The organism is Cellulophaga sp. RHA_52 (genome assembly GCF_007827205.1).
GTDB lineage: Bacteria > Bacteroidota > Bacteroidia > Flavobacteriales > Flavobacteriaceae > Cellulophaga > Cellulophaga lytica.
In genome coordinates this window covers 1,870,050-1,894,083 of record NZ_VIRZ01000001.1, presented here as the reverse complement: position 1 = coordinate 1,894,083, position 24,034 = coordinate 1,870,050, and the positions used below count along the sequence as shown (strand labels likewise).

Here is a 24,034-nt window from a genome sequence, read left to right as displayed (position 1 = left end):
TAGTTTATTTCTCTTAAATATTTAATAGGTTACTATTTTTATTTTTAAACTATAAATAAAAATGAAACATTTTTTTTTGCTTTTTTATATAAGCTTTAGCGTATCTGTATTTGCTAATGATTATAATATTATGGATTACGGTGCCAAAGCTAATGGCAAAACCTTAGACACAAAAGCCGTACAAAAAACAATTGATTTATGCTCTAAACAGGGTGGAGGAAAAGTTGTAATTCCTGCTGGAAAAACTGTACTTATTGGCACTATATATTTAAAAGATAATGTAACACTTTATCTAGAAAATGGCTCTATTCTTTTAGGCAGTCCTGATTACAAAGACTACGCAACAAATACACATAAAAACACCTATAAAAATGAACCTCATATGGATAGGTGTTTAATTTTTGCAAAAGAAGCAAACTCCTTTTCTATAGAAGGTAACGGCACAATTAATGGCAATGGGTTTCCTAAGAATTTCACAAAAGCTAAAGGAGGTAGACCAATGATGTTGCGCTTTCTTAATTGTAATAATATTAAAATTAAAAATGTTACCCTTATAAATTCTGCTTCTTGGACTTCTGCTTGGTTATATTGTAATGAAATTGTTGTAGACGGTATTAAAATTATAAGTAGAGTTAACCAAAACGGAGATGGTTTAGATTTTGATGGTTGTACTAACGTACGTGTTTCTAATTCTTCTTTTAATACTAGTGACGACTCTATTTGCTTGCAAACATCTAGACCAGATAAGCCTTGTAAAAACATTGTAATTAACAATTGTGTATTTACCAGCAAATGGGCAGCTATGCGTATTGGACTAGCTTCTAGGGGAGATTTTGAATCCGTTACTGTAAGCAACTCTACATTTCATGATATACAAGATTCCGGACTAAAAATACAAATGAATGAAGGTGGTGAAATGAAAAATATGATTTTTTCTAACATTGTTATGAAAAACGTTCCTAGACCAATTTTTATGACTTTTTGCCAACAAAGAGCAGGTGTAGACTCGCCTTTAAAAATGCTTCCTATGAAAGCTATGCACTCTTTCGCTTTTAATAATATTGTTATAGATAACAGAGAACTAGACAAAAATTCTGTTATTTTTTTAACTGGTATGCCTAAAAACTACATAACAGACATACAGCTAAATAATATACAAATGACGGTTTCTGGTGGTGGAAATACAACAGATGCTAACAAAAAAAATATAAAAGAATACACTTTAGAAACACTAGGTAATTGGTGGCCAGAATTTAGGCTGGTTGGTACATTACCCGCCTCTGGAATTTATGCCAGACATGTAAATGGTTTGTTTATTAATAACTTTTATTTAAATACTGTTTTAGATGATAAAAGACCTCCTATTGTTTTAAATGACGTTCTTAATTTTTATGGTAATTCTATTTTTTTAAACCGAAAGAAACTAACTGTTAACAACCATTAGTATGAAACATAAAACCTATATACTATTACTATTGCTATGTTTTTGCTCTTACGGTAAAGCACAACAACCTAATATTGTTTGGATTGTTTCTGAAGATAACTCTAAACACTATTTAAAGTTATTTAACAAGCACGGTGTAACCACTCCTAACATAGAAAAACTAGCTAAAAAAGGAATTACTTTTACCAATGCTTTTTCTAATGCTGCTGTTTGTAGTGCTGCAAGATCTAGTATTATTACAGGTGTTTACGGACCAAAATTGGCATCACACTACCACAGGTCCGAAAAAAAAATTGTGCTACCAAATACAGTAAAGATGTTTCCTGTGTATTTACAAAATGCAGGTTACTATACCGCCAATAATGCAAAAGAAGACTATAATATTGTAAAAAACAAAGACGTTTGGGACGATTCTTCTAGAAAAGCAAGCTGGAAAAACAGAGCTAATAATCAACCTTTTTTTTATGTACACAACTTAGGTACAACCCACGAAGGAAGTTTACATTTTTCTGAAGAAGAAATGAACTCTCACAAAACCAAAACTAATGTGCAATCTGTTTTTGTACAACCAAACCACCCAAATACAAAACTATTTAAGTACACCAATGCATTTTACCGAGACAAAATTATGGCAATGGATAAAGAGGTAGGTGCTGTTATTAATGCTTTAGAAAAAGACAAGCTGTTAAGCAATACCATTATTTTTTATTACGGAGACCACGGTGGTGTTTTGCCTAACAGTAAAGGGTATTTAAAAGAAACAGGATTACAGGTTCCTTTGGTTGTTTATATACCAGAAAAATATAAAAAAATGTCTCCTTTTACTATAGGTACTTCAACTAACACATTTGTTAGTTTTATAGATTTTAGTGCTACAGTTTTAAATTTAGCAGGTGTTACAATTCCTAAATCTATAGATGGTTCTGCTTTTTTGGGTGAATCAGTAAAACAAAAAACCATTAACAACAATTCTACTTTTGGTTACGCAGATAGGTTTGATGAAAAGTATGATATGGTTAGAAGCATTAGAGAAAATAACCTAAAGTACATTAGAAATTTTCAGCCTTTTAACATAGATGCTTTAATGAACAACTACAGGTACAAACAACTTGCCTACAAACAATGGAGCACGCTAAACCTACAAAACAAACTTAACCCTATACAGTCTAGTTTTTTTAAGCCCAAAATGGTAGAAGAATTGTATGATGTAAAAAAAGACCCTTATGAAACCAATAACTTGGCTAAAAATGCTGCTTACAAGCATAAAATAATAGCTTTTAGGCAAAAGATGAATACTTGGCAAAAAGCTATGCCAGATCTATCATTTTATCCAGAGCATATACTAGTGGAGCAAGCTTTTAAAAATCCGTTAGCTTATGGTAAAAAACATCAAAAAAAAATAAATAAGTACATTAAAATAGCCAATCTACAGCTTATACCATTTAAAGACGCTAAAACAAAACTTAAAAAACATTTACTATCTAAAGATAAAACAGCACGTTATTGGGCGTTGATAACAAGTACAAGTTTTGGTAGCAAAGCAACTAGTTTATCAGACCTAATTAAAAATATAATGCTTACAGATGCAGATATTGTAAATAAAATGAGAGCTGCAGAGTTTTTGGCTATAGCTGAAAAAAAAGATACTTCTAAGAATTTAATTCAGCTTTTATATCAATCTAAAAAACCAAAAGAAGCACTTTTAATACTTAATAGCATTGTACTACAAAAAGATTTTTACCAGAAATATACGTTTACTATTAACCAAAGTAAACTACATACTACTGTAAAAAATAATATGCTAATACAAGAGCGTTTAAAGTACTTACAAAACCAAATATAAAACCTTAAACTAACTAAAATGAAATCTATTTTACACGTAACTAAAAAAATTACACTACTTATTATTTTTATAAGTGTTGGACAATCTTTTGCTCAAAAAGCTCCGTTTTTTAAAGATGGACAAGATCCAAAACCTAACCATAAAAAATGGAAATTGGTAAAAAATATGTCTGATGAATTTAAAGGCAAAAAAGTAAATGAGAGTAAATGGCAAATATCTGGACAAGGATGGATTGGGCGTGCTCCAGGATTATTTTTGGCAGAAAATATTAAAGTTAAAGATGGTAGCTTACAAATTACAACCACTTTATTAGATAAGCCCGTTACTAAAAATGGTAAAGTGTACACCCATGGCGGTGGTTATGTTGGCTCTAGAAACGCAATGAAATACGGGTATTACGAGTGTAAAATGAAAGCCAACAAAACCTTTATGTCTTCTACCTTTTGGCTAATAAATGAATCTAGAGAACAAAATGGATGTAATAAAAGAGTTACAGAACTAGATATACAAGAAACTGTTGGGCAAATTGTTAATAAGGCAGAATGGATGAAGTATTTTGATGAATCTATGAACTCTAACACACATAGTAGAAATATTCCTGAAGGCTGTGATTTTGAAAAAGGCTCTGTTAAATCTAAAGGAAAACTTGATACTAAAACTTATGAAGATTTTCATGTGTATGGTGTTTGGTGGAAATCTAAAGATGAAATTTTGTTTTTTATGGATGGTAATTTTGTATCTAAAGTAAAACCTGCAGCAGACTTTAATATAGAAATGTATTTAAGAATGGTTGTAGAAACGTATAACTGGAATCCGGTTCCTGAAGATGGCGGAATGAACGGTTCTAAAGAAGAAAGAACTACTACTTATAACTGGGTAAGAACTTGGAAATTAATTGATACTAAATAATATGAAAAGACTAAAAATAACATTAATAATAAGTTGCCTTTTTTTAACGGCTAATACTGTTTCTGCACAAAATTTTCCGTTTGCATTACCTAAACAAAAACCTAACCAACCGTTAAGTGAGGCTATGCAACGTAATTATGATAACTATTTAGCGCCAAGACCAGAAGACAACGAGTTGTACTCCTTATTTAAATATACAAAATTAGAGGGGTTAGATTATAGCAATGGAGACGGAACTGTTAGCCGTAGAGATCCTTCTAAAATTATTTTTGAAAACGGGAAGTATTATGTTTGGTACACACACAGAAAAACCAAAACACCTCCTAAAGGTGCTAAACAGGCTACAGAGACTATACCTTCTGCAGATTGGGATTTATCTGAAATTTGGTATGCTACCAGTTTAGATGGGTTTAACTGGGAAGAGCAAGGTGTTGCAATACCTAGACCTCCTAAACCAGAATTGGGTCACAGATCTGTTAGTACTGCTGATATTTTAAAATGGAAAGGAAAGTACTATATGTACTACCAAGGTTTTAGTGAAGCCAGTGGTTTACGTGGTGATGATTGCCCTGTACTAATGTCTTATGCAGATTCTCCTGATGGGCCTTGGACAGCAACTAATAAAATTGTGATCCCTAACGGACCAAAAGGTGCGTGGGATCAGTTTTCTATACATGACCCATATCCTTTAGTGTATAAAGATAAAATTTACTTGTATTACAAATCTGATTTTGATGGAAAACCTGATTTGGTAAGAATGCAAGGTTTGGCTACTGCAGATTCTCCTTTTGGGCCTTTTACTAAAAATAAACTAAATCCAGTTTTAGCATCTGGTCATGAAACTACTATGTTCCCTTTTAAAGATGGAATTGCTGCTTTAACAATTAGAGATGGTAATGAGCACAACACCGTACAGTTTGCAAAAGATGGTGTTAATTTTAAGATTGCCTCTATAGTAGAAATGATGCCTACAGCAGCAGGACCTTATGTACCTGATGCCTTTACAAATACTAAAAATGGCACCGGAATTAGTTGGGGATTATCTCATTTTACAAATGCAACAACTTGGGATAAAAACCATGCTGTTTTAGTACGTTTTGACTGTGATTTGAGTACTGCTATTAACGATCCTGAAATGAAAAAACACCACGTTTATCACAGACCAGAGGTATATTTAAAACAAAGTTTAAGTAAAAAACAAAAAGAACGTATTACTGCAAGTAATAAAGAATTACAAAAGTCTAAATAAAAAATAACATCTTAAAAAAAGCCCAAACAGTTAAATTACTTGTTTGGGCTTTTTTATGGTATAAATATCTATTTAAATTTTAGTTTTCTCTCCTGAATCTCTGTACGTGTTGTAGGTTGTAAATAGGCTTTTTACTTTAGATGCAAACTCTGGTTTGTGTATTAAATTTTGCTTTTCATTTTCTGTAACATTATTATTTAAATTAAATAATGCTACTGGAGTTCTGGTACTATTAGTTTTATCTTTTTTATCAAAAGCTATAATTAATTTCCAACCGTCTTTAATAATAATTGCTTCTTTACCAGTACCAGATTGTGTAACTAAATAAGGGTGCACTTCTTTACTTTTGTTTTCTCCTGTAAAAATTGGCAATAAGTTGGCTGAATCATTAGCTTGGCCTTCTTCAATTTCTTGACTTGTAATTGCTGCCAAGGTTGCTAAAATATCTATAGTTAAAATTGGTATTTTAGATGTAGAGTTCTTCTTAATTTTTTCTGGCCACCAAGCAATAAAAGGTACTCTGTGTCCGCCCTCATAAGCTTGGTTTTTTCCTCCTCGGTAAATATCGTTGGATTTGTGACCAGATTGTATGCTTTTCCTTTTTAATAACCCCCCATTGTCTGATGTAAACAAAATTATAGTATTATCATAAACACCTTTCTTTTTCAATGCTGCTACCAGCATAGCCATTTGTACATCTAACTCTTTTACCATATCTAAATGTTTAGATGGTGTTTGGCCTGCTATTTTTTCACCATTTAGCCTTTTTGTAGGCGTGTGTGGCAAATGCACTGCTAAAGAACAGTAATACATAAAAAAAGGTTTGTTTGTATCTGCTTTAGCAATATAATCTACTGCTTTATTTACAAGTAAAGGTCCCATATTGTGCGGGTCCCAATTTGTATCTCCTAAGCCTTCATCTTTATCTAAAGTAACCCCTTTTTTGGTCATATTCTCTTGTGATATATAGCCAATTTCTGAGTTTTTTTCTAAAGGCATCCACTCTTGATTTTCATACACAACATAAGGTACATTTTGTATTCCTGCAGGGAAAGTTAAACTATAGTCAAAACCATTATCTAGTGGTCCTTTACCTACTATTTTACGTACATCTACGCCTAACTCTACTCTTTTTCTAGGAGACCTGTATATTTGCGTGTCACTACCTTTTTTAAAAAAATCCATTCCAAACCCCCATTTGCCTAAAAAAGCTGTTTGGTATCCTGCATTTTTCATAAGCTTACCAAGAGTTAATTGGTTTGGCTTAATTGGTGATGCCTCATAAGCTCCCCAAACACCCCAAGGAGCATAACTACGGTAGCAATTATTCCCTGTCATTACTGCATATCTAGATGGTGCACATAATGCCGCAGGAGAATGTGCATCTGTAAAAACCATTCCGTTTTTAGCTAAATTATCTATAGCTGGTGTTTTTAAAACCACATTGTTGCTATGCATTTTTCTGTAATAAGAAATATCTCCTACACCTATATCATCTGCTAAAACAACAATTACATTAGGCTGTTTTTGCGCAAAAATCTGTGTTGAAAAAACAACACATATCACAAATATGTACTTTTTAAACATTCTTATTATTTTAACATTAACCAATTTAGATTTACAATTTTATCGGCACCCCAAACAGATTTAAAAACAACTACAATATTTTGCATACCAGAAACCTTTTTTAAAAGATTTGTTTCTATGGTTTGCCAACTATTCCAGCCACCAGTATATTTTATAGGAAACTCTGCAATTAAATCTCCCTTAGGATTTCCCAAACGTACCTCCATAGAACCTATTCTTTGTCCGCTTGCTACGCGTGCAACTATTTTTTTAGCAGAACCACTTGCAAAATCTACATTATTAAACCTTACGTTACTCATCATTTTGGTATTTGTAACCATCCACCCAATAGGCTCATTACCACCTACAAAACTAGTTTTTGCTCCACTAATATCATTATACCTATCTACTTGTATTTTTTCTCCTATTGTTGGTGCTCCTATGCCTCTTAATGTTGGCTTTACACGGGCTATGCTACCATCTTCTTTAAATGTCATATAATCTGCACGCATAGATCTTAATTTATTGTAACCGCTAATTTCCCACCAGTGATAAAACAATATCCATTTTCCTTTATAGTTTACAACAGAATGGTGATTGGTACCATTGCCAAGGTTGTCCATTATTTTGCCTCTATACGTAAAAGGCCCTAAAGGATTGTTACTTGTAGCGTATGCAATAGTGTATCCTTCATTTGCAAATACATGCGCAAAAGTTAAATAATATATACCATTTACTTTTATAGGAAAAGAACCTTCTTTATAGCCAGCAGGCAACCCTTCTATTTTTATAGGTTTTGCAGCTATTTCTTTCATATTATCTTTTAATGGAGTAACATATAATTTTTCTCCTCCACCAAAATATAAATAAGCTTTACCATTATCATCTAACAACAAGCCTGGATCTATACCTTCTACACCTTTAATGTAATTTTTTTCCCATTTAAATGGCCCAGTAGGATTTTTAGATGTACCTACGCCTATACGCCTAAAGGAAGATTTATCTAATGGTTCTGCAGGGTAATAATAGTAGTATGTATCTCCTTTTTTAATACAATCTGGGGCCCACATACCGTAGGAATTTTTTTTACCCCAAGGCACACTATTTTGATCTAAAACCACTCCATAATCTTTCCATGTATTACCACCTTCTAAAGAATACATATGATAATCTGGCATACAAAAATCTGGCGCTTGTACTCCTTCCTCTGGTACTATATCATGAGACGGATAAACATACAACTTACCATTAAAAACACGAGCAGTTGGGTCTGCCGTAAATATATCTGTTACCAGTGGGTTTTGTGCGTTTATACTAGCACACAGTAGTAATAATACTATAAGTAGTTGCAAAACATTTTTCATATAATATAAATTATGTTGGTTTAAGTTAGTTGTTAATTTAATCTGCATGAGCATCTATTGTACCACCAATATTGTTTTCTTTATAACCCTCTAAACTAACTTTAAATGCGTGTGCATATTTTGTTGGTAGTTTAGCTGGCTTGGCTATTATAAGTCCTCTTTGGTCTCTTTTCCAGCTAATTTTTTCATTACTGCCCAATAAACTTATATTTTCTATTTTAGAGTTTAATACTCCTATAGCGGTAGATAAAGACTTTACCGTAATTTCTTTTTTAGGAGTATCCATTATGATAATATAAAATTCCTTATCTGATTTTTTAGTAAACCTAATATCTGCATCTGTGTATGCTATTTTAAATTTTTCAACTTTATGTCCGCCTTCTGGTAAACGAGTAGGCCCCTCACCAAAAATTATCCAAGGTCTTGTACCATAAATTGCATCTCCGTTTACAGCTAACCAACTCCCCATATCTAACAATAAGTTTTTCATTTCTTGAGGTATAGATCCATCAGGGTTTGGTGGCACATTTAACAACATTAAGCCATTTTTAGATACAATATCTACAAGTATATCTACAAGCTCATTTGGCGTTTTAAACTTGGCATTGGGTCTGTAAAACCAAGCACCTGGAGACGTATCTGTTAACCACATAGGAGACTTTGGCTGGTTTGGTCTTCCACGCTCATAGTCTTTAACAGCAGTGGTTTCAGGAAAAGTAGATTCTTTGTAAGACACTACAACCTCTTTGTTCCACTCAATTCCTTTATTGTAATAATATGCTAAAAATTGCTGTCTACTTTCTTCTGTCATATTCTCTAACCACCAGTCAAACCAAATTAAATCTGGTTGATACACATCTATATATTCTTTAATTTTAAGCCACCAATCATTATAAAAATCTTCATCTGGAGTATTAGATTCTAATGAATGTGGATTTGTATATAAGTCATAATCTTTAGGGTTTATGCCGCCGTGTTTGTGTGCAGGTGCAAAATATTTCCACGTAAATGCGTGGTGAAAAGAAGCCATAAATTTTAGCCCCTTTGCCTCTATTTCTTTTTTTAATTCTGCTGATGGATCTATGCCACCATAATTTATAGAATTCCAACGTGTGGCCTTGCTGTTCCACATAGCAAAATTATCATGGTGCATAGCTACGGGTCCAGCAAATTTAGCTCCTGATTTTTTAAATAACTCTGCCCATTCTTTTGCATTAAAAGCAGTAGGAGAAAATTGTTCTATTATATGCTTATAACCATATTTTGCTGGCTTACCATACTTTTTTTTATGGTGTAGGTAGTTAGTTGTTGGCTTACCATTTTTGGTTGGTACTTTTTTACCGTCTTCATACATTTTCATTCCGTGCCAACCAGCATAATACTTATCTGCATCTGTACCTTCAAAAGCAGAAGAAACTGGTCCCCAATGGGCATATATTCCAAACTTAGCATCTTTAAACCAATTGGGAGTAGCATTTACCTTTGCTAAAGACTCCCAACTTTTTGTATATACCGCATTACTATTTTTTTGTTCTTTTGAAGATTGACTATAACTAAACGCTACTATACTAAAAACTGCTATTGTTAATTTTAATTTTACCATACTAAAAAGGATATTATAGTAGCAAAGTCTTTTCTTTTTTGCTCCTAATTACTAAAAGTGTTGTTTGTTACCTTAAACACATTTCAAAAATAATTTAATAGCCTCCTTTAGCAGATAACGTATGTTTTAGAATATAGAACGGATGATGAATTATATCTTAAACATTACTGGTTAAGGTACTTTTTAGGAAAAAAGGTAATTGGTGTTATGCTTAAATTTTTATAATATACTTCAGCAGCTTCAGACTGTATTTGTATTTTTCCTTGAGTTACAGGTGTAACAATACCATTTTTTAAATAACGGGCATTTTTTACCCTGTTTACAACTTTACCGTTTACTAGATGTATACTTTCTGACCCCAAACAATAAATTTCTAATGTATTCCACTCTCCGTTTGGCTTCTCAAACATTCCTAATTTACTGGCTTGACCAGATTCAAAACCTGGTCCCCATTTTAAAGGCACTAATTCTGCATTAGGATTATATACAAAAAATGGCTTTCCGTTTTTAGCATACTTTTTTTCTGCAGGAACATCACCAAAAACATCTGTTAGAGCAATAAAATCTCCGCAATCACCCTCTTGCACCTGAAACTCTAAACTAGACATCCAAACATTCCAAAAAGCTCCGTGTGGCCCTTTAGCATGATATAAAATTCCGCTATCTCTTTTGGTATACAAACGTGGTTCCCATTTTTTTTCTCCCCATTTAAACTGCACACTTAAATGGTAATTTCCATACTCTTGCTTTGTAGTTAAACCGCCATAAATTTCACCTGTAACTTTTAAAACCGGTTCGTTATTTTCTTTTATGATTGAAAACACATTTTTTAAATCTTTGTTTAGCCCTAAAGGTTTTCCTGTTTTTACATCTGCAAACTTCTCTACATTTAAATCTACAGAAGTATGCACGGCTCCCATCCAAATTTCCCAATTAGATAACTTTTCATCAAACAAATAAATGGTTGAAGAATTTGTATTTTTAACTACATCTGTACTTTTACAACTCACAAATAACAACAAATAAAAAGCTGTTATTACTGTATAAAAAAACACTTTTTTAAAAGATTGCATTGCCATTACACTTACTATTTTTTTAAACTAAAAAAGCCAAGATTTGTATCTGCATAAAACCTTGGCTTTTTATTACTTTAAACAATTAAACTACATTTCTAACTCAATAACATATGCAAAGTCTCCTGGTTTTTCTTTTGGCATTGTAACCTTAAAACCATCTTTTTCTTGACTCCACTTTATTTTTTCTTTACTACCCAATACTCTTGCATTGGTAATATTTAAATCTTTTGCATAAGTAGCTTCTTTTGCTAAAGATTCTATAACAACAACACCATCTTTTGGCCAATCTAAAACAATAGCATAAAGCTTATTATCTTTGGTTGTAAACCTAATGTCTTTAGAAGATAATCCTTTATTATTCCCTTCAGAGTGGTGACCCTTTTTAACCTCTGTTGGTCCTTCTCCAAACGTTTTCCAGTAAGTAGTGTCATAAATAGCATCACCATTTATAGTTAACCAATCTCCTATTTGTAGTAAAATTTCTTTTTGATCTTCTGGTATTGTGCCGTCAGATTTAGGCCCTACATTTAGTAAAAGATTTCCGTTTTTACTAACAATATCTACCAAATCATCTACAATTTGGTTGGCTGTTTTAGACTGCCAATTAGAAACATAGCTCCAAGAGTTTTTGCCAATAGAGGTATCTGTTTGCCAAGGTAATTTACGTATACCAGGTAATTTACCTCGTTCTAGATCATAAATAACTGTACCTTCTGGAAAAGCTTCATGAGAAAAATTTTTATCTTGTAGAACAACCTCTTTACCCCATTCTATACCTTTATTATAGTAATAAGCAGCTAATTTTGGTCTCTGATCTGCAAAATCTGGAATATCTAAATAAAAATCGAACCACATAATATCTGGTTGGTAATTATCTATAATATCTTTAGTTCTTGCCCACCACAACTCTTTAAACTCTTTAGAAACAGGTTCATTTAAATCTTTACCTTTTGTAGAGTACAAATCTGCATATGCAGGGTTTGTAGTATCAAAATGATCTTTTTTATTAAAGAAAGACCAATTAAAAGCAAAATGAGAAGATGCTCCCATAATCATACCTTTTTGTCTTCCGGCTTTAAATAATTCTCCTAAAATATCTCTTTTAGGCCCCATATCTACCGCGTTCCAACGTGTAACATTAGATTTATACATTGCAAAACCATCATGATGTTCTGCTACAGGTATTACATATTTTGCACCAGATTTTTTAAACAAATCTATCCATTCATTTGCATCAAAATTTTCTCCTTTAAACATTGGTATAAAATCTTTATAACCAAACTTTTTTTGATCTCCCCATTCTTTTTTATGATGCAAATACACATCTGAAGGTCCCTTTTTTTCTAAATTTAGTTGCGCAGAAAAAGTAGCCGTATCCATATACATTTTACGTGGGTACCATTCTGATGAATATTCAGGAACACTATATGCGCCCCAATGAATAAAAATGCCAAACTTTTTTTTGTTAAACCAAGTTGGGTCTTTATAATTTTTTTTGATTGATTCCCAGTTTGCTTCATAAACTGGCTTAGTTTCTTGAGCTATTTCCTCCTTTTTATCTTTTTTATCTGCACAAGACAAAATTGTTAATGAGAGAATAAAAAAGCTCAGTACTATATATTTTCCACTTTTCATATCTAATAGATCTTAAAGGTTGTTCTTACTTATCTAAAGCGAAATTCTAACTATAGTTTTAAAAGCATTAAAACGTATGTTTTTTATAGTAGACCAAATGTCTAATTCCCTGTTTTTACTACTATTTAAGCCTAGAAATAAGTATTGCATCTGCCTTTTCTGCCCAAGGAGACTTAAACTTTCCTTGTTTTTTAATAGCTACCTCTTTTGTAAACTCTCCTGTTAGGGTATTAAACCACTGCATAGTTCGGTTTTCATCTTTCTTTTTTAAAAATGCAGCATCTATACCGTAGTTTTCTTTGTGTATATATATTAAAACTGTGCCTTTATCATCTGTTAAGTTATAACCACTACCGTTATGCCAAGGAATAGGCTTCATTTTATGAAACTGAAACTTACTAAAGAGTTTTTGCATGTAATTAAAGTATATAAACTTTGGTTTATAAAACTCTTTAGGTTGCTCAAAAGGGTTATAAATAATTACATTCCATGAAGTACCTTGCCAATAATAAGTGGTGTACACACCTGCAAATAAGCACATATAATTGCGACGTAAACAGGTTTCTGCATTGGTATAATCTCCTGTAAAAACAGTATACATAGACTCCTCATAACCACCGTGTTCTATATTAAATATTGGTTTGTTTTTAAATTTTGTTTTGGCTTCTAACATTTTGTTGTAAATGTTATGTGACCAATTTTGAGAAGAAATAAAATCTACCTTATCTGGAAAATTAGAGCAATATTTATAATCATGTACAGACACCAACCTGTTGTATTTGTCATTTGTTTTTAACCTTTCTATTCTTCCGTGAATATACGCTTCATCTGCCCTACCATAGTACAGCGCCTCTTTAGAAATATCCCATACTATATTAGGAAAAGCTTGGTACCTTTTTACTACATAGTCAAAATACATATTATCTGCATCTGTATTCATATTAGGCCAAGCAACCAATTTGTTCCAAACGTATATCATTAAATGCGCAGCTATACGCTTGTTATGCATTAAGCTAATAGTACGATCTAATTTTTTAAAAAATTCTGGGTTTAGAGCTGAGTAATTTGGATTGTTATTATTGCCAAGGAAAGGAAAAATATCTTTTGGCCCACCAAACTCATGTTCTGGATGTTGTTTTAATTTAGAATCTTTAGTCCAGCTAACATCATAAGAAAAAACATTCATCACTACCTGATTAAATCCGTTTTGGTTTAAAAGGTTTAAAAGATGCTCTGTTTTTGGTAATCCTTTTTTGTTGTGGTAGTCTAAGGCATAAAGCCAATCGCACTCAAAGGCCAATAAAAAGTAAGGAGTGCCATCTTCATAATAAAAATTTTGAGGATCATTTTTTGGTATAACTAATGCTCCGTGATTATTAGTGGCTGCAGAAGACACCATTACACTACCTTTTTTATGATGTATTTTTTTTAGATCTGCATAGGTTGTAAATTTCCAATTACCCTCTAAAGAACTAGAAAACCGTATTACCCATTCTTTATTACCATTATAAAAACCAGGCACTTGCTGTACTGTACCATTACTATGAGTAAAAATTGCATAAAAATTAGCCGTATAAGGAGATGCTACATTTTGGTTTGCTGTAAATGTTATATCTAAAACCTCCCATTTTGGAATTTTAAAAACAGTGTTTAACGTGTAGTTTTCTTTTTTAAGTTGGCTAGTTACTACTGTAAAACTTAGCAAACTAGTAACTATTAAAAGTTTTAATACATTTTGCATAACACTGTTTTTATTTACCTATATTTTCTTAATCATTCCAATGCTCATCTATTACCTTTTGTATGTGCGGAAACTTACTACCATCTTCCTCATTTAAACTTTTACGTTTGGCTTTTAACTGCTTTTTAAGTTCCTTAATTATATCTTTATACGCAGGGTCATTGTAGGCATTATTCATTTCTTTAGGATCTTTAGTTAAATCATAAAACTCCCAAGCAGCTGGTGTATCCATCTCAAACTTATTACCCCAACTTTTTTTGTTCCATGTAGCATTAGGGTCTTTGGTATCTACCCAATATTTACCATAAAAAAATATTAGTTTGTACTGTTTTGTTCTAATACCAAAATGTGCCGGGTTTGCATGTGCGTGTGCCATATGCATCCAGTACCTGTAGTATGTAGACTGTTGCCACCCTTTTGGTTCTTTACCTGTTTCTAAAATAGACTTAAAACTATGCCCTTGCATTTTTTCTGGGGCTGTGCCACCAGCTAGCTCTATTAAAGTAGGTGCAAAATCTGCATTGTTAATTATTGCGTCTGTTCTAGTACCAGCCTTTATTTTTTCTGGATAACGCACAAAAAATGGCATACGCATAGATTCTTCATACATCCATCTTTTATCAATATAATCATGTTCTCCCAGCATAAAACCTTGGTCGCCTGTGTACACAATTATAGTATTATCATACAAGCCTTCCTCTTTTAAAAATTTTACCAATTTGGCTACATTATCATCTACACCTTTTACACAACGTAAATATCTTTTTAAGTACTCTTGATACGTTTTGTGAGTGTATTCTTTGTCTGTCATATCTAAAGAAATGCTTGAGGCATCAAACTCTGGGTTAGAGATTTGCATATATTTGTTAGACCACAATCGCATTCCCATACTTCTAACAATGTTTCTTTTAGATACAGATGAGCCAATAACGCGCAGTAAAGAATCATTAGAACCCCTTGTGGCTATAGAACCATTATTACCATTCTCATACAAACTTGCTGGTTCTGGTATATATGTATTTTCTAAATAATCTTTATAACGTGGTGCATACTCAAAATCGTCATGAGGTGCTTTGTAATGGTGCATTAAAAAAAACGGCTTGTCTTTATTGCGTTTGTCTTTTAACCAAGCAATAGTTAAATCTGTAATATTATCACTAGAGTGTCCTTTAGTTTGTATTCTGTTTTTTGGCCACTCTTGCTCTCCTTGCACTATAAATTCTGGATCATGGTATTTACCTTGTCCAGGTAATACAGCATAATAATCAAAAGTAGCAGGCTCATCTTCTAAATGCCATTTGCCAACCACAGCAGCTTCATACCCTAATTTTTTCATTTCCTGTGGCAAATATTGCCTTTCTGGTGGTATATGCCCTTCTAAATCTAACACGCCATTTGTTTGGCTATATTGACCCGTAATCATAGTTGCCCTACTTGGTGTACAAATAGAGTTTGTAACAAAACAATTATCAAAAATAATACCTTCGTTAGCAATTTTATCTAGATTTGGAGTAGGGTTTAAACTTGCCAACCTACTACCATATATACCAAATGCTTGTGACGTATGATCGTCTGCCATTATGTAAATTATATTTGGCTTTTTGGTTTCTATTGTAATTTTTTCTTTTTCGGCACATGAAATAATGGTTGCCATAAACAGTGAAAAACAAAATAGCTTTTTAAACATTTTTGGTAGGTTTTAGTTTGATAAAGTAAAAGCGCTAATTAAAGCGCTTTACAAAAGTTACATTTTTTTTAGTAATGAAGAATAACATATGATTTTATGAATAAAACATATGATTAATACATTTAATCTGCTTTAACCGGTTTAAAAATACGAATCCAATCTACTTTAAATGTATTATTTTCTTTATTAGCCAATTCTGCATCAGATGGTGTAATATTTTTATCTGATCTCCATGTTTGATCCTCTGCATTAATAATTATATCCATAGGTTTACTTAACCCTTCACCATCTGCATAATTATTAGGGTCTATCATTTCTGCTCCAGAGGTTGTTCTTACCAACTCTCCATTTATATAATACTCTAAATGAAATGGATCTCTCCAGTACACTCCTACTCTATGAAAATCTTCTCTCCATAATGTACCAACCTCATCTTTATACCAACTACCTGCATCTGTTGGTTGGTAATCTTGAAAAGGTTCTCTAATAAACATATGATGGCTTAAATGAATACGCTCTGCATACCAAGTTTGGTCTGCCTGTGCTAACTCTGAGTAGCTTGCTCCGTAAGCTTCTACAATATCTATCTCCTGAGTATCATCTGAGCTTAAAAGCCAAACATCTGATGCTAGCGTAGTATTTGCAATTTTTACATACGCCTCTATATACACTGGGTAAATTACTTGTTCTTTTGAGGTTATACAACCCAAATGAATTTTGTTTGAGTTTGGAACTCTACTAGCAACCATTTGCAAATAACCATCTTTAACTAAAGAGTGGTCTCTTTTCCATTCTGTTAATCCTGGGCCAGACCATTGGTTATGATAAAAATCTGTCCATTTGGCATCAAACTCTGCTCCTTTATTAGCGGCCTCTGCTTCATAATCAAAACTGTCTGACATATTTTGAAACTCCCAAACATTACCTTCTCCTGCTTCTGCTGGCACAGGTATGGTTTTCCAAGTTACTTCTGGTTCTTCTTCTGGTTCTTCAGTTGGGGTTTCTGGTGTCTCTATTACTTCTTCATCTTCTACTTTATCTGTAGAATTACTATCACTACAAGACACTACATAAAATAACAAGAATACTATTGCTGTATTAAATTTCATCATAATAAATTAATTAGTTTGGCTCAAAGTTGTAGAATGATTGTGATTTTAACACAAAAAAAAACTGTACAAAAAATAGACAACACTAGTATTTTAAGTATAAAAAAGGCCCCACTTTGTAGAGTAGAGCCATTTTTTTTAAAAAAATTATTTTTTATGGTCTTTCATCTACTTCCATAATTCTTATATCATCAAAATATATAACACCCATACCATTGTGTCTTAAATATATTTCATAATCACTACCTGTAGTAGCTGCAGTAAACCTTTGACCTGGACTTACCGTAACCCAAGTATCTTCTGCTGCTGTTGCAACAATATTATTCCAAAACTGAAATACAGTTTCTCCGTCTTTTTGTATCCAAGGTCCGTTCATATTTATAACTGCACCAGCTTGCTTATAAATTTTATACTCTAACTGATAAGTTACCCCTGCTGTTAAGGTATATTGATCTATTAAATTATGAAAACCAGACCAAGCACCAGATTCTGCTGCATCTACTTTTATACTATATTGTCCGCTAGCTGCTTGTTCTGTTGATGGTGCAACAGTTGTAGTTGGTAAGTTATCATCTTTAGTTGTCCAGTTTACTCCACCATCTTCTATATCATAACGTACTGCTTCATGTTGATACATTTGAACAGGTAAATCTGTAAAAGCAGCTGGTATACGAGTATCTGTAGACTCTAATGTGCCATTACCATCATAAGAAACAGTAATATTATCTGACCTGTATATTTGGTCTTGAAGTTTTATCTCTAAAATAGTTGCATTAGAAGAGTTTAAACCTATAGATGAAATGGTAAAAGGAGTACCATTTACGTTTACTGTAAAATGAGCTTTTTGGTCTGCAAAAGGTTTAAATTCTCCATTATAAGGTATTTGTATGGTTTGGTTTTCTAATTCTACCAAATCACCAGCAACCTCAAATGGTAATGATGACGGCACTACATTTATAGTAGCTGCAACATTATACCTATCATAATCTGCAGGTATATTTTCTCCTAGCCTACTAATATTTAAAGCTGCTTTAAAAGAACCCAATTGGTTTAATTGTATTACAGCAAGTGAATCTGTACTTGTAATATCTCCTATTTGCCATGCTCTAGTATTAGGACGACCAATGGTAGTAATATCTACAAACTCTAATTCAGACCCTGCTTCTACCGTAATAACATCACTCTCTAATTCATGAGGAACAACTACTCCGTTTTGACGAATTAGTATTTGTGGCACAATAGTATCATACACATCTACAACAAAAGTAGTATCTATAACCCATTTACCACCTACCTCTTTAGAAGGAAAAACAAAACCATCTGCACCTTTAAACTCTACATATTCTTTAAACTCATTGTAAAGGTTTACTTTTTTTAAACCACCTTCTTTAAACAGAACATGTACTGTTTTGTCTGTGCTCTCTAAAGATTCTGGTTTAATTATAAAATCATCATAAATAGAATCTTTACGTTTAATTGGACCTTCTAAAAAATAACTTCCTTGTTCTATGGTCCATTTGTGTGATATTTCACCTTGAGATAAATCTGAAAATGAAGCAAAATCATTTACACTTACACTAACTATTGTATCTCTAAAACCACTTGTGTACCAAGATACGTCTGAGAACGAATTAGGAGCATCATAATCATCACTGTTACACGCGGTAAAAAGCGCTATAACTAATGCTATTAAAATTAATCTATTATTCATAATATCTTTTTTTAGTTATTCAAATTTGGGTTGGCTGTAACTTCACTATTTGGAATAGGATAATATCCATGTATACTCTCGTTATAATTTACTGCAGCTTGTGCATAATCTATAAACGTAAAGCCATTTGCTATAGGGCTTTCTCCTTCTTTTAAAACAGAACCCCATCTTGTTACTGGTTTACCTTCTTTATCTATAAAAGGAAAATTATCTGCCCAGTATCTTTTTTGACTTAACTCTTGAAAGCGTTCTTTTAAAACACCCCATCTTCTTAAATCTAAAAAGCGAACAGCGTGCCCTTCTTCTGCTAATTCTAATGGTCTTTCTACATACATTAAATGTTCCATTAAACTATTAGCATCATAAGTAACATTGTCATGATCTGCTCCTGGGTAGGTACCGCTACCATCTGGACCAATTAATTTTAAAGCAGAACGGTGTCTTACTTCATTTATTAATGCCATTGCTTGTTCTACGCCACCGTCATCTGTACCTCCTTTAATTAAACACTCTGCCAACATAAGGTAAACATCTGCCAAACGTACCAAACGTATGTTAATACCCGAACGTGTATTAGGTACAATGTCACTTTCTGTTGCTACAGTTGCCCAGTTTGTATACTTTCTAAAATATGCTGTTTCTTTGTTGTTAAATATTGTAGCATCTGCTGTAGATAATCCGCCATAATAAGGAGTGTCTAAATCATCTACTACAGCAATAGAATAAGAAGCACGTAATGAGTATGATCTTGGTCTCATTAATGTTACAGGATCACAGCCTTCTGTGCCATCTTCACAAGGCACATAGTTTCTAGGGTCACTCATATCTAATTCTTCATTCTTATAGGCCATTTGCAACCAAGCACTTGGCATAGACACTCTAAAACCACCTAAGTTTGCTGGTGCAAATACTCTACCTAATGTGTTAGATACATTTTGACTATCATACGGGTTTAGTTCTGATTTGAAGTTTACAGAATAACTAACTTCTAAAATAGACTCAGAATTAAATTCACCTGCCTCAGAAAAATTATCGTCTATGTTTTCTACTAAAGACCTACCATATTCTCCGTTAGTAATAATATCATTAAAATATACTGCTGCTGTTGTATAATCTTCTTCATACAAATAGCTTCTTCCTAATTCTGCGGCTGCAGCTGCAGCTGTAACACGACCAACATTAGCATTACCGTCCCACATTGGAGGTAAATTTTCATAAGCAAATTCTAAATCTTTTAAATAAAAAGCTTTTACCTCTTCAGGCGTGCTTAATGGCTGATAAAAATCGCTTTCTGCCTCTGGTACAAAATCAAAAATTGGCACACTACCTTGGTTAAACATATTATACAGGTAGGTGTATGAAATTCCTCTAAAAAACTTAGCCTGTGCTATTATTTGTGTAGCAAAATCTATATTATCTTGGTCGTCATACGTTTCAATTAACCTTTCTCCGTTTGCTATAACTTGGTTTGCTCTAAAAATAACTGTATAAATAGCAGACCACTTATTTCTTATATCATTTTCTGAATCGTTAAACGTTTGTAGGTAGAATGAATTTTGTGTGTTTGGCCTACCAAAACCTGGCCAGCTCATATCTGCCCTGTGATTGTCTGACAATACATTGAAAATACTTGTATTTTTAAAAGCATTATATACCGCAGTTAAACCTCCGTTTAAATCTACATTATTTTTCCAGAAACTACCTGTTGATAGTTCGTTAGGATTGGTTTCTTCCAAGTAATCATCTGAGCATGCTGTACTGCAAATAATGCACAGTAAAGCAACAGCTATTTTGTTAAATATTAATTTTTTCATTTCTAGTTCTTTTTTTATTAAAATTTAAATTCAATACCAGCTCTATATTGTGTGCTTATTGGGTAAACACCCGCATCTATACCACGTGTGCTTAAACCATCATTACCTATTTCTGGATCAAAACCATCATAATTGGTAATGGTTAATAGGTTATCTGCTGCTATGTAAAATCTTAATTTATTAATATTAAGCTTCTCATTTAATTTTTTAGGTAAAGTATAACCTAAAGTTACGTTTCTTAACCTACCAAAACTACCGTCTTGCAACCAGTAATCTGTATATCCTCTGTAATTAAAATGATCTCTACCTCTGTCTGACGGAATTGTAGATGTTGGATTTGTTAATGTCCATTGGTGAACTAAGTCTTGATGTGTACCCTGCTTGTATGCATAGGCTTTACTACCATTAATAATTTCTCCTCCTATGGCTGCATACCAGTTCATAGAAAAATCTACATTTTTATAATTAGCGTTAAAGTTAAAACCCAACTCATACTCAGGAGCTCCACTACCTTTATAAACTCTGTCATCTAGTGTAATTTCTCCGTCACCAGCATCTGGTATACCATCATTATTTGTATCTACGGTTAACTGATCTACGTACTTTAAATCTCCTAAATTAGCAGTAGGATCTATTTGTCTGTACTCATCTAACTCTTCTTGACTAGTAACTAAACCATCTGTTTCTACTAAAAAGAATGCACCAGCCTCATAACCTTCTCTAAGAGCAGTAACTAAATCTTCTCCTGGTAAGCCTGGCGCTACTTGGCTACCTCCTAAGAATGAAAACTTGTTAGAATCACTCATTCTAGTAATTCTATTTTCATTTTTAGAATAGTTAGCAGAAACATTCCAACTAAACTTACCTTTGTGTTTGTAATTAGCACTCCATTCTGTACCGTAGTTACGCATATCACCAACATTTAATATTACGCTAGAGTTGTTACCACCACCAACTGTTGGAGGTAAAATAACAGGAAATAGCATATTTGTTCTAGAACCATCATAAACCTCACTGGTTACTGTAAGTTTATTGTTAAAAAAACCGAACTCCATACCAAAGTTCTTTTCTATTTTCTTTTCCCATTTTGCTTTAGGATTTTTAAATGCTTCTTGTATAGCTCCTAAAACCAAAACTTGGTCAGATCCTGTACCAAAAACATAGTCATGTCCTAAACCAATAGTTGGTGCAGTACTATAATCTAATATACTTTGGTTACCTGTTGTACCGTAACTAAACCTCATTTTAAAGAAATTAAAGGTTTGTCCAAATATATCATCCCAACCTTTTTCGTCTGATGCAATCCAAGCTGCAGATGCAGATGGTGCATATATCCATCTGTTTTCTTCAGAAAAACGACTTGTACCATCACGCCTTAAACTTGCACTTATTAAGTATTTTCCTTTATAATCATACTGTATACGCCCTAACATACCAATTAATGTATTGGTTCTGTCTTGTCCGTAACCACTACCAGTACCTACGTTAGCATCTAACGTAGCACCATTTAAGTTGGTGATTTCATTATTAAAAAGATCAAATTTTTGAGCAAAGAAAGAATCGTATGTGTATTTTTCTGCACTTACCGCACCTACCAACGTAACGTGGTGGTCTCCAAAAGTTTTGTCAAAAGTTGCAATACCATCTATGGTTGCACTAGTAGATCTATCACTTTGGTTATACACCCCAGACCTAATTTGTTGCGGTATTAAATCTCCTTCTACAGAATATGCTGTAAATAAAGGATTTACCCTAACTCTTGTATTGTTTGTTCTGCTTAAAGATGCACGTGTAGTTAATTTTAAGCTAGATAATAATTGGTGATCTACCTGCATACGTGCATTAAAATTATCACCTTTTCTAACGTCAGACTGTTTAAGCTTAGCCATTAAAAAACTAAGGTTTGTAGCATCATTATTATTTGCAGCACCTGCGCTATCATCTACCGTTGGTGAATTTGGATCTATTAATTGCTGATAAGGTTTGTACCTGTAACCATCTAATAATATTTGCCAAGGTGTATACTCTTGCTCATCTGTTCTTAAACCAATACCAGTTGTAAACGTCCATTTTCCTTTTTTATAAGTTGTATTTGCTCTTACATTTAACCTTTCTAAACCAGAATTAATTAATGAACCTTTCTGATCAAAATAGTTAACAGACACATTAAAACGTAAGCCTTCTTTACCACCTGATATATTAAGGTTATGGTTTTGAATTAAAGCCATATCTTCCTGAAGAATATCCATTAAATTGGTGTTGTTGGTAAAGTCATAACGGTTTTGCTCTAGTGTTGTAAATGAGTTATTTGGAAAAGTACCATTTATATTGTTTAACCTTACAAATTGGCTATACATAGAATCTTCAAAATTCATTAAAGGAACACTAGATACAATATCTTGCACCCCCATATAACTGGTTATACCAATATCCATTTTACCAACTTTACCAGATTTAGTAGTTATTAATATTACACCCGCAGAGCCTCTTGTACCATAAATAGCTGCAGAAGCTGCATCTTTTAGTACATCTATAGTTTCTATTTCTGCAATACTTAATTGTGGATTACCATCTTGCGGTATACCATCTACTACATACAAAGGAGAGTTACTACCAAAAACAGAGTTTATACCACGTATAAGTATTACTGCATCAGACCCTGGTTGTCCGCTACTAGAAGTTACGTTTACACCTGCAATTTGCCCTTGCAGTGCACTACCAACATCTGAAGTAGATATTTTTTCAATATCCTCTGCTTGTACTTGGGCAACTGCACCTGTTACCTCTCTTTTCTTTTGCACACCGTAACCAATAAGTACTACTTCCTTTAATGCCTCAATATCTTCTACCATAGTTACATTAATAGTACTTTTAGAGCCTACTGCAATTTCTTGCGCAACATAGCCTATATAACTATATATTAATACGCTATTTGGTTCTGCTTGTATGGTGTAGTTACCATCAAAGTCTGTAACTACCCCAACTGTTGTTCCCTTTACAACAACACTTACCCCTAAAAGTGGCTCGCCATCTGCGCTAACATTACCCTTTACGGTTTTTGTTTGTGCTAGAGCCAAACCAAAGCCTATAACAAAAAACAAAATCGTTAAAAAAGCTTTATGTCTAGACTTAACAAGTAAATTAAATTTCATTTCCATAATCGTTTTTTAAGTTTAGTTACACAAATGTTGGTTTTATTTGCTTTAAGGGTAGTAACAAATGTTTTTTTAAGTAAAACATATGTATAAAATCTTAAAAAAGTGTTAACTAAACCACGCTGAAA

15 protein-coding genes are annotated in these 24,034 nt (G+C 32.9%); 4 read left to right on the top strand and 11 right to left on the bottom strand.

Annotation, left to right across the window (positions count from 1 at the left end; translation table 11 throughout):
- The first annotated feature begins 61 nt into the window (after nt 1-61).
- The 4 genes from JM80_RS08310 to JM80_RS08295 are packed head-to-tail and all read left to right on the top strand — an operon-like array spanning nt 62 to nt 5,445.
- Nucleotides 62-1,444 (top strand): glycoside hydrolase family 28 protein, encoded by a 1,383-nt coding sequence (locus JM80_RS08310; protein ID WP_034645131.1) that lies wholly within the window; start codon nt 62-64, stop codon nt 1,442-1,444.
- Between the two features lies 1 nt (nt 1,445).
- Complete coding sequence (locus tag JM80_RS08305) at nt 1,446-3,287, top strand: sulfatase-like hydrolase/transferase (RefSeq protein WP_144709675.1); 1,842 nt, start codon at nt 1,446-1,448, stop codon at nt 3,285-3,287.
- Nucleotides 3,288-3,305: 18 nt separating this feature from the next.
- Entirely contained in the window at nt 3,306-4,196 is an 891-nt protein-coding gene (locus tag JM80_RS08300; protein WP_013620019.1) for a family 16 glycosylhydrolase, read from the top strand.
- Nucleotide 4,197: 1 nt separating this feature from the next.
- The gene (locus JM80_RS08295) at nt 4,198-5,445 is read left to right on the top strand and encodes a family 43 glycosylhydrolase (protein ID WP_144709673.1); all 1,248 of its coding nucleotides are present in this window, start codon (nt 4,198-4,200) and stop codon (nt 5,443-5,445) included.
- A gap of 72 nt (nt 5,446-5,517) precedes the next feature.
- Here JM80_RS08295 and JM80_RS08290 read toward each other — a convergent pair whose 3' ends face one another.
- The 11 genes from JM80_RS08290 to JM80_RS08240 form a co-directional block, all read right to left on the bottom strand.
- On the bottom strand, nt 5,518-7,032 hold the full coding sequence (locus JM80_RS08290; protein ID WP_144709671.1) for an arylsulfatase: 1,515 nt from the start codon (nt 7,030-7,032) through the stop codon (nt 5,518-5,520).
- A gap of 5 nt (nt 7,033-7,037) precedes the next feature.
- A complete protein-coding gene (locus tag JM80_RS08285; RefSeq protein ID WP_197055053.1) occupies nt 7,038-8,423 on the bottom strand; it encodes a family 43 glycosylhydrolase in 1,386 nt (461 codons plus the stop codon).
- Nucleotides 8,413-9,978: an alpha-L-fucosidase gene (locus tag JM80_RS08280; RefSeq protein WP_013620023.1), complete on the bottom strand. Its 1,566-nt coding sequence runs from the start codon at nt 9,976-9,978 to the stop codon at nt 8,413-8,415. The genes JM80_RS08285 and JM80_RS08280 overlap by 11 nt, the downstream gene beginning before the upstream one ends.
- Nucleotides 9,979-10,142: 164 nt before the next feature.
- Nucleotides 10,143-11,057 carry a DUF1080 domain-containing protein gene (locus tag JM80_RS08275; RefSeq protein ID WP_013620024.1) on the bottom strand — a complete coding sequence of 305 codons (915 nt, stop codon included), beginning with the start codon at nt 11,055-11,057 and terminating at the stop codon, nt 10,143-10,145.
- Between the two features lie 84 nt (nt 11,058-11,141).
- Nucleotides 11,142-12,689 carry an alpha-L-fucosidase gene (locus tag JM80_RS08270; RefSeq protein ID WP_013620025.1) on the bottom strand — a complete coding sequence of 516 codons (1,548 nt, stop codon included), beginning with the start codon at nt 12,687-12,689 and terminating at the stop codon, nt 11,142-11,144.
- 121 nt (nt 12,690-12,810) lie between these two features.
- Entirely contained in the window at nt 12,811-14,430 is a 1,620-nt protein-coding gene (locus tag JM80_RS08265) for a DUF5060 domain-containing protein (RefSeq protein WP_013620026.1), read from the bottom strand.
- Nucleotides 14,431-14,458: 28 nt separating this feature from the next.
- A complete protein-coding gene (locus JM80_RS08260) occupies nt 14,459-16,117 on the bottom strand; it encodes a sulfatase (protein WP_013620027.1) in 1,659 nt (552 codons plus the stop codon).
- Between the two features lie 122 nt (nt 16,118-16,239).
- The gene (locus JM80_RS08255) at nt 16,240-17,229 is read right to left on the bottom strand and encodes a beta-agarase (protein ID WP_034645118.1); all 990 of its coding nucleotides are present in this window, start codon (nt 17,227-17,229) and stop codon (nt 16,240-16,242) included.
- Between the two features lie 151 nt (nt 17,230-17,380).
- Nucleotides 17,381-18,937 (bottom strand): hypothetical protein, encoded by a 1,557-nt coding sequence (locus JM80_RS08250; RefSeq protein ID WP_013620029.1) that lies wholly within the window; start codon nt 18,935-18,937, stop codon nt 17,381-17,383.
- An 11-nt stretch (nt 18,938-18,948) separates the two neighbouring features.
- Nucleotides 18,949-20,751 carry a RagB/SusD family nutrient uptake outer membrane protein gene (locus JM80_RS08245; RefSeq protein ID WP_144709670.1) on the bottom strand — a complete coding sequence of 601 codons (1,803 nt, stop codon included), beginning with the start codon at nt 20,749-20,751 and terminating at the stop codon, nt 18,949-18,951.
- 17 nt (nt 20,752-20,768) lie between these two features.
- Nucleotides 20,769-23,909: a TonB-dependent receptor gene (locus tag JM80_RS08240; RefSeq protein WP_013620031.1), complete on the bottom strand. Its 3,141-nt coding sequence runs from the start codon at nt 23,907-23,909 to the stop codon at nt 20,769-20,771.
- Nucleotides 23,910-24,034: the final 125 nt, after the last annotated feature.

Excerpts from the sequence above, each read along its gene's own strand:
- JM80_RS08310 (WP_034645131.1), top strand. The coding sequence starts at position 62 with ATGAAACATTTTTTTTTGCTTTTTTATATAAGCTTTAGCGTATCTGTA.
- JM80_RS08305 (WP_144709675.1), top strand. The coding sequence starts at position 1,446 with ATGAAACATAAAACCTATATACTATTACTATTGCTATGTTTTTGCTCT.
- JM80_RS08300 (WP_013620019.1), top strand. The coding sequence starts at position 3,306 with ATGAAATCTATTTTACACGTAACTAAAAAAATTACACTACTTATTATT.
- JM80_RS08295 (WP_144709673.1), top strand. The coding sequence starts at position 4,198 with ATGAAAAGACTAAAAATAACATTAATAATAAGTTGCCTTTTTTTAACG.
- JM80_RS08290 (WP_144709671.1), bottom strand. The coding sequence starts at position 7,032 with ATGTTTAAAAAGTACATATTTGTGATATGTGTTGTTTTTTCAACACAG.
- JM80_RS08285 (WP_197055053.1), bottom strand. The coding sequence starts at position 8,423 with ATGCAGATTAAATTAACAACTAACTTAAACCAACATAATTTATATTAT.
- JM80_RS08280 (WP_013620023.1), bottom strand. The coding sequence starts at position 9,978 with ATGGTAAAATTAAAATTAACAATAGCAGTTTTTAGTATAGTAGCGTTT.
- JM80_RS08275 (WP_013620024.1), bottom strand. The coding sequence starts at position 11,057 with ATGGCAATGCAATCTTTTAAAAAAGTGTTTTTTTATACAGTAATAACA.
- JM80_RS08270 (WP_013620025.1), bottom strand. The coding sequence starts at position 12,689 with ATGAAAAGTGGAAAATATATAGTACTGAGCTTTTTTATTCTCTCATTA.
- JM80_RS08265 (WP_013620026.1), bottom strand. The coding sequence starts at position 14,430 with ATGCAAAATGTATTAAAACTTTTAATAGTTACTAGTTTGCTAAGTTTT.
- JM80_RS08260 (WP_013620027.1), bottom strand. The coding sequence starts at position 16,117 with ATGTTTAAAAAGCTATTTTGTTTTTCACTGTTTATGGCAACCATTATT.
- JM80_RS08255 (WP_034645118.1), bottom strand. The coding sequence starts at position 17,229 with ATGATGAAATTTAATACAGCAATAGTATTCTTGTTATTTTATGTAGTG.
- JM80_RS08250 (WP_013620029.1), bottom strand. The coding sequence starts at position 18,937 with ATGAATAATAGATTAATTTTAATAGCATTAGTTATAGCGCTTTTTACC.
- JM80_RS08245 (WP_144709670.1), bottom strand. The coding sequence starts at position 20,751 with ATGAAAAAATTAATATTTAACAAAATAGCTGTTGCTTTACTGTGCATT.
- JM80_RS08240 (WP_013620031.1), bottom strand. The coding sequence starts at position 23,909 with ATGGAAATGAAATTTAATTTACTTGTTAAGTCTAGACATAAAGCTTTT.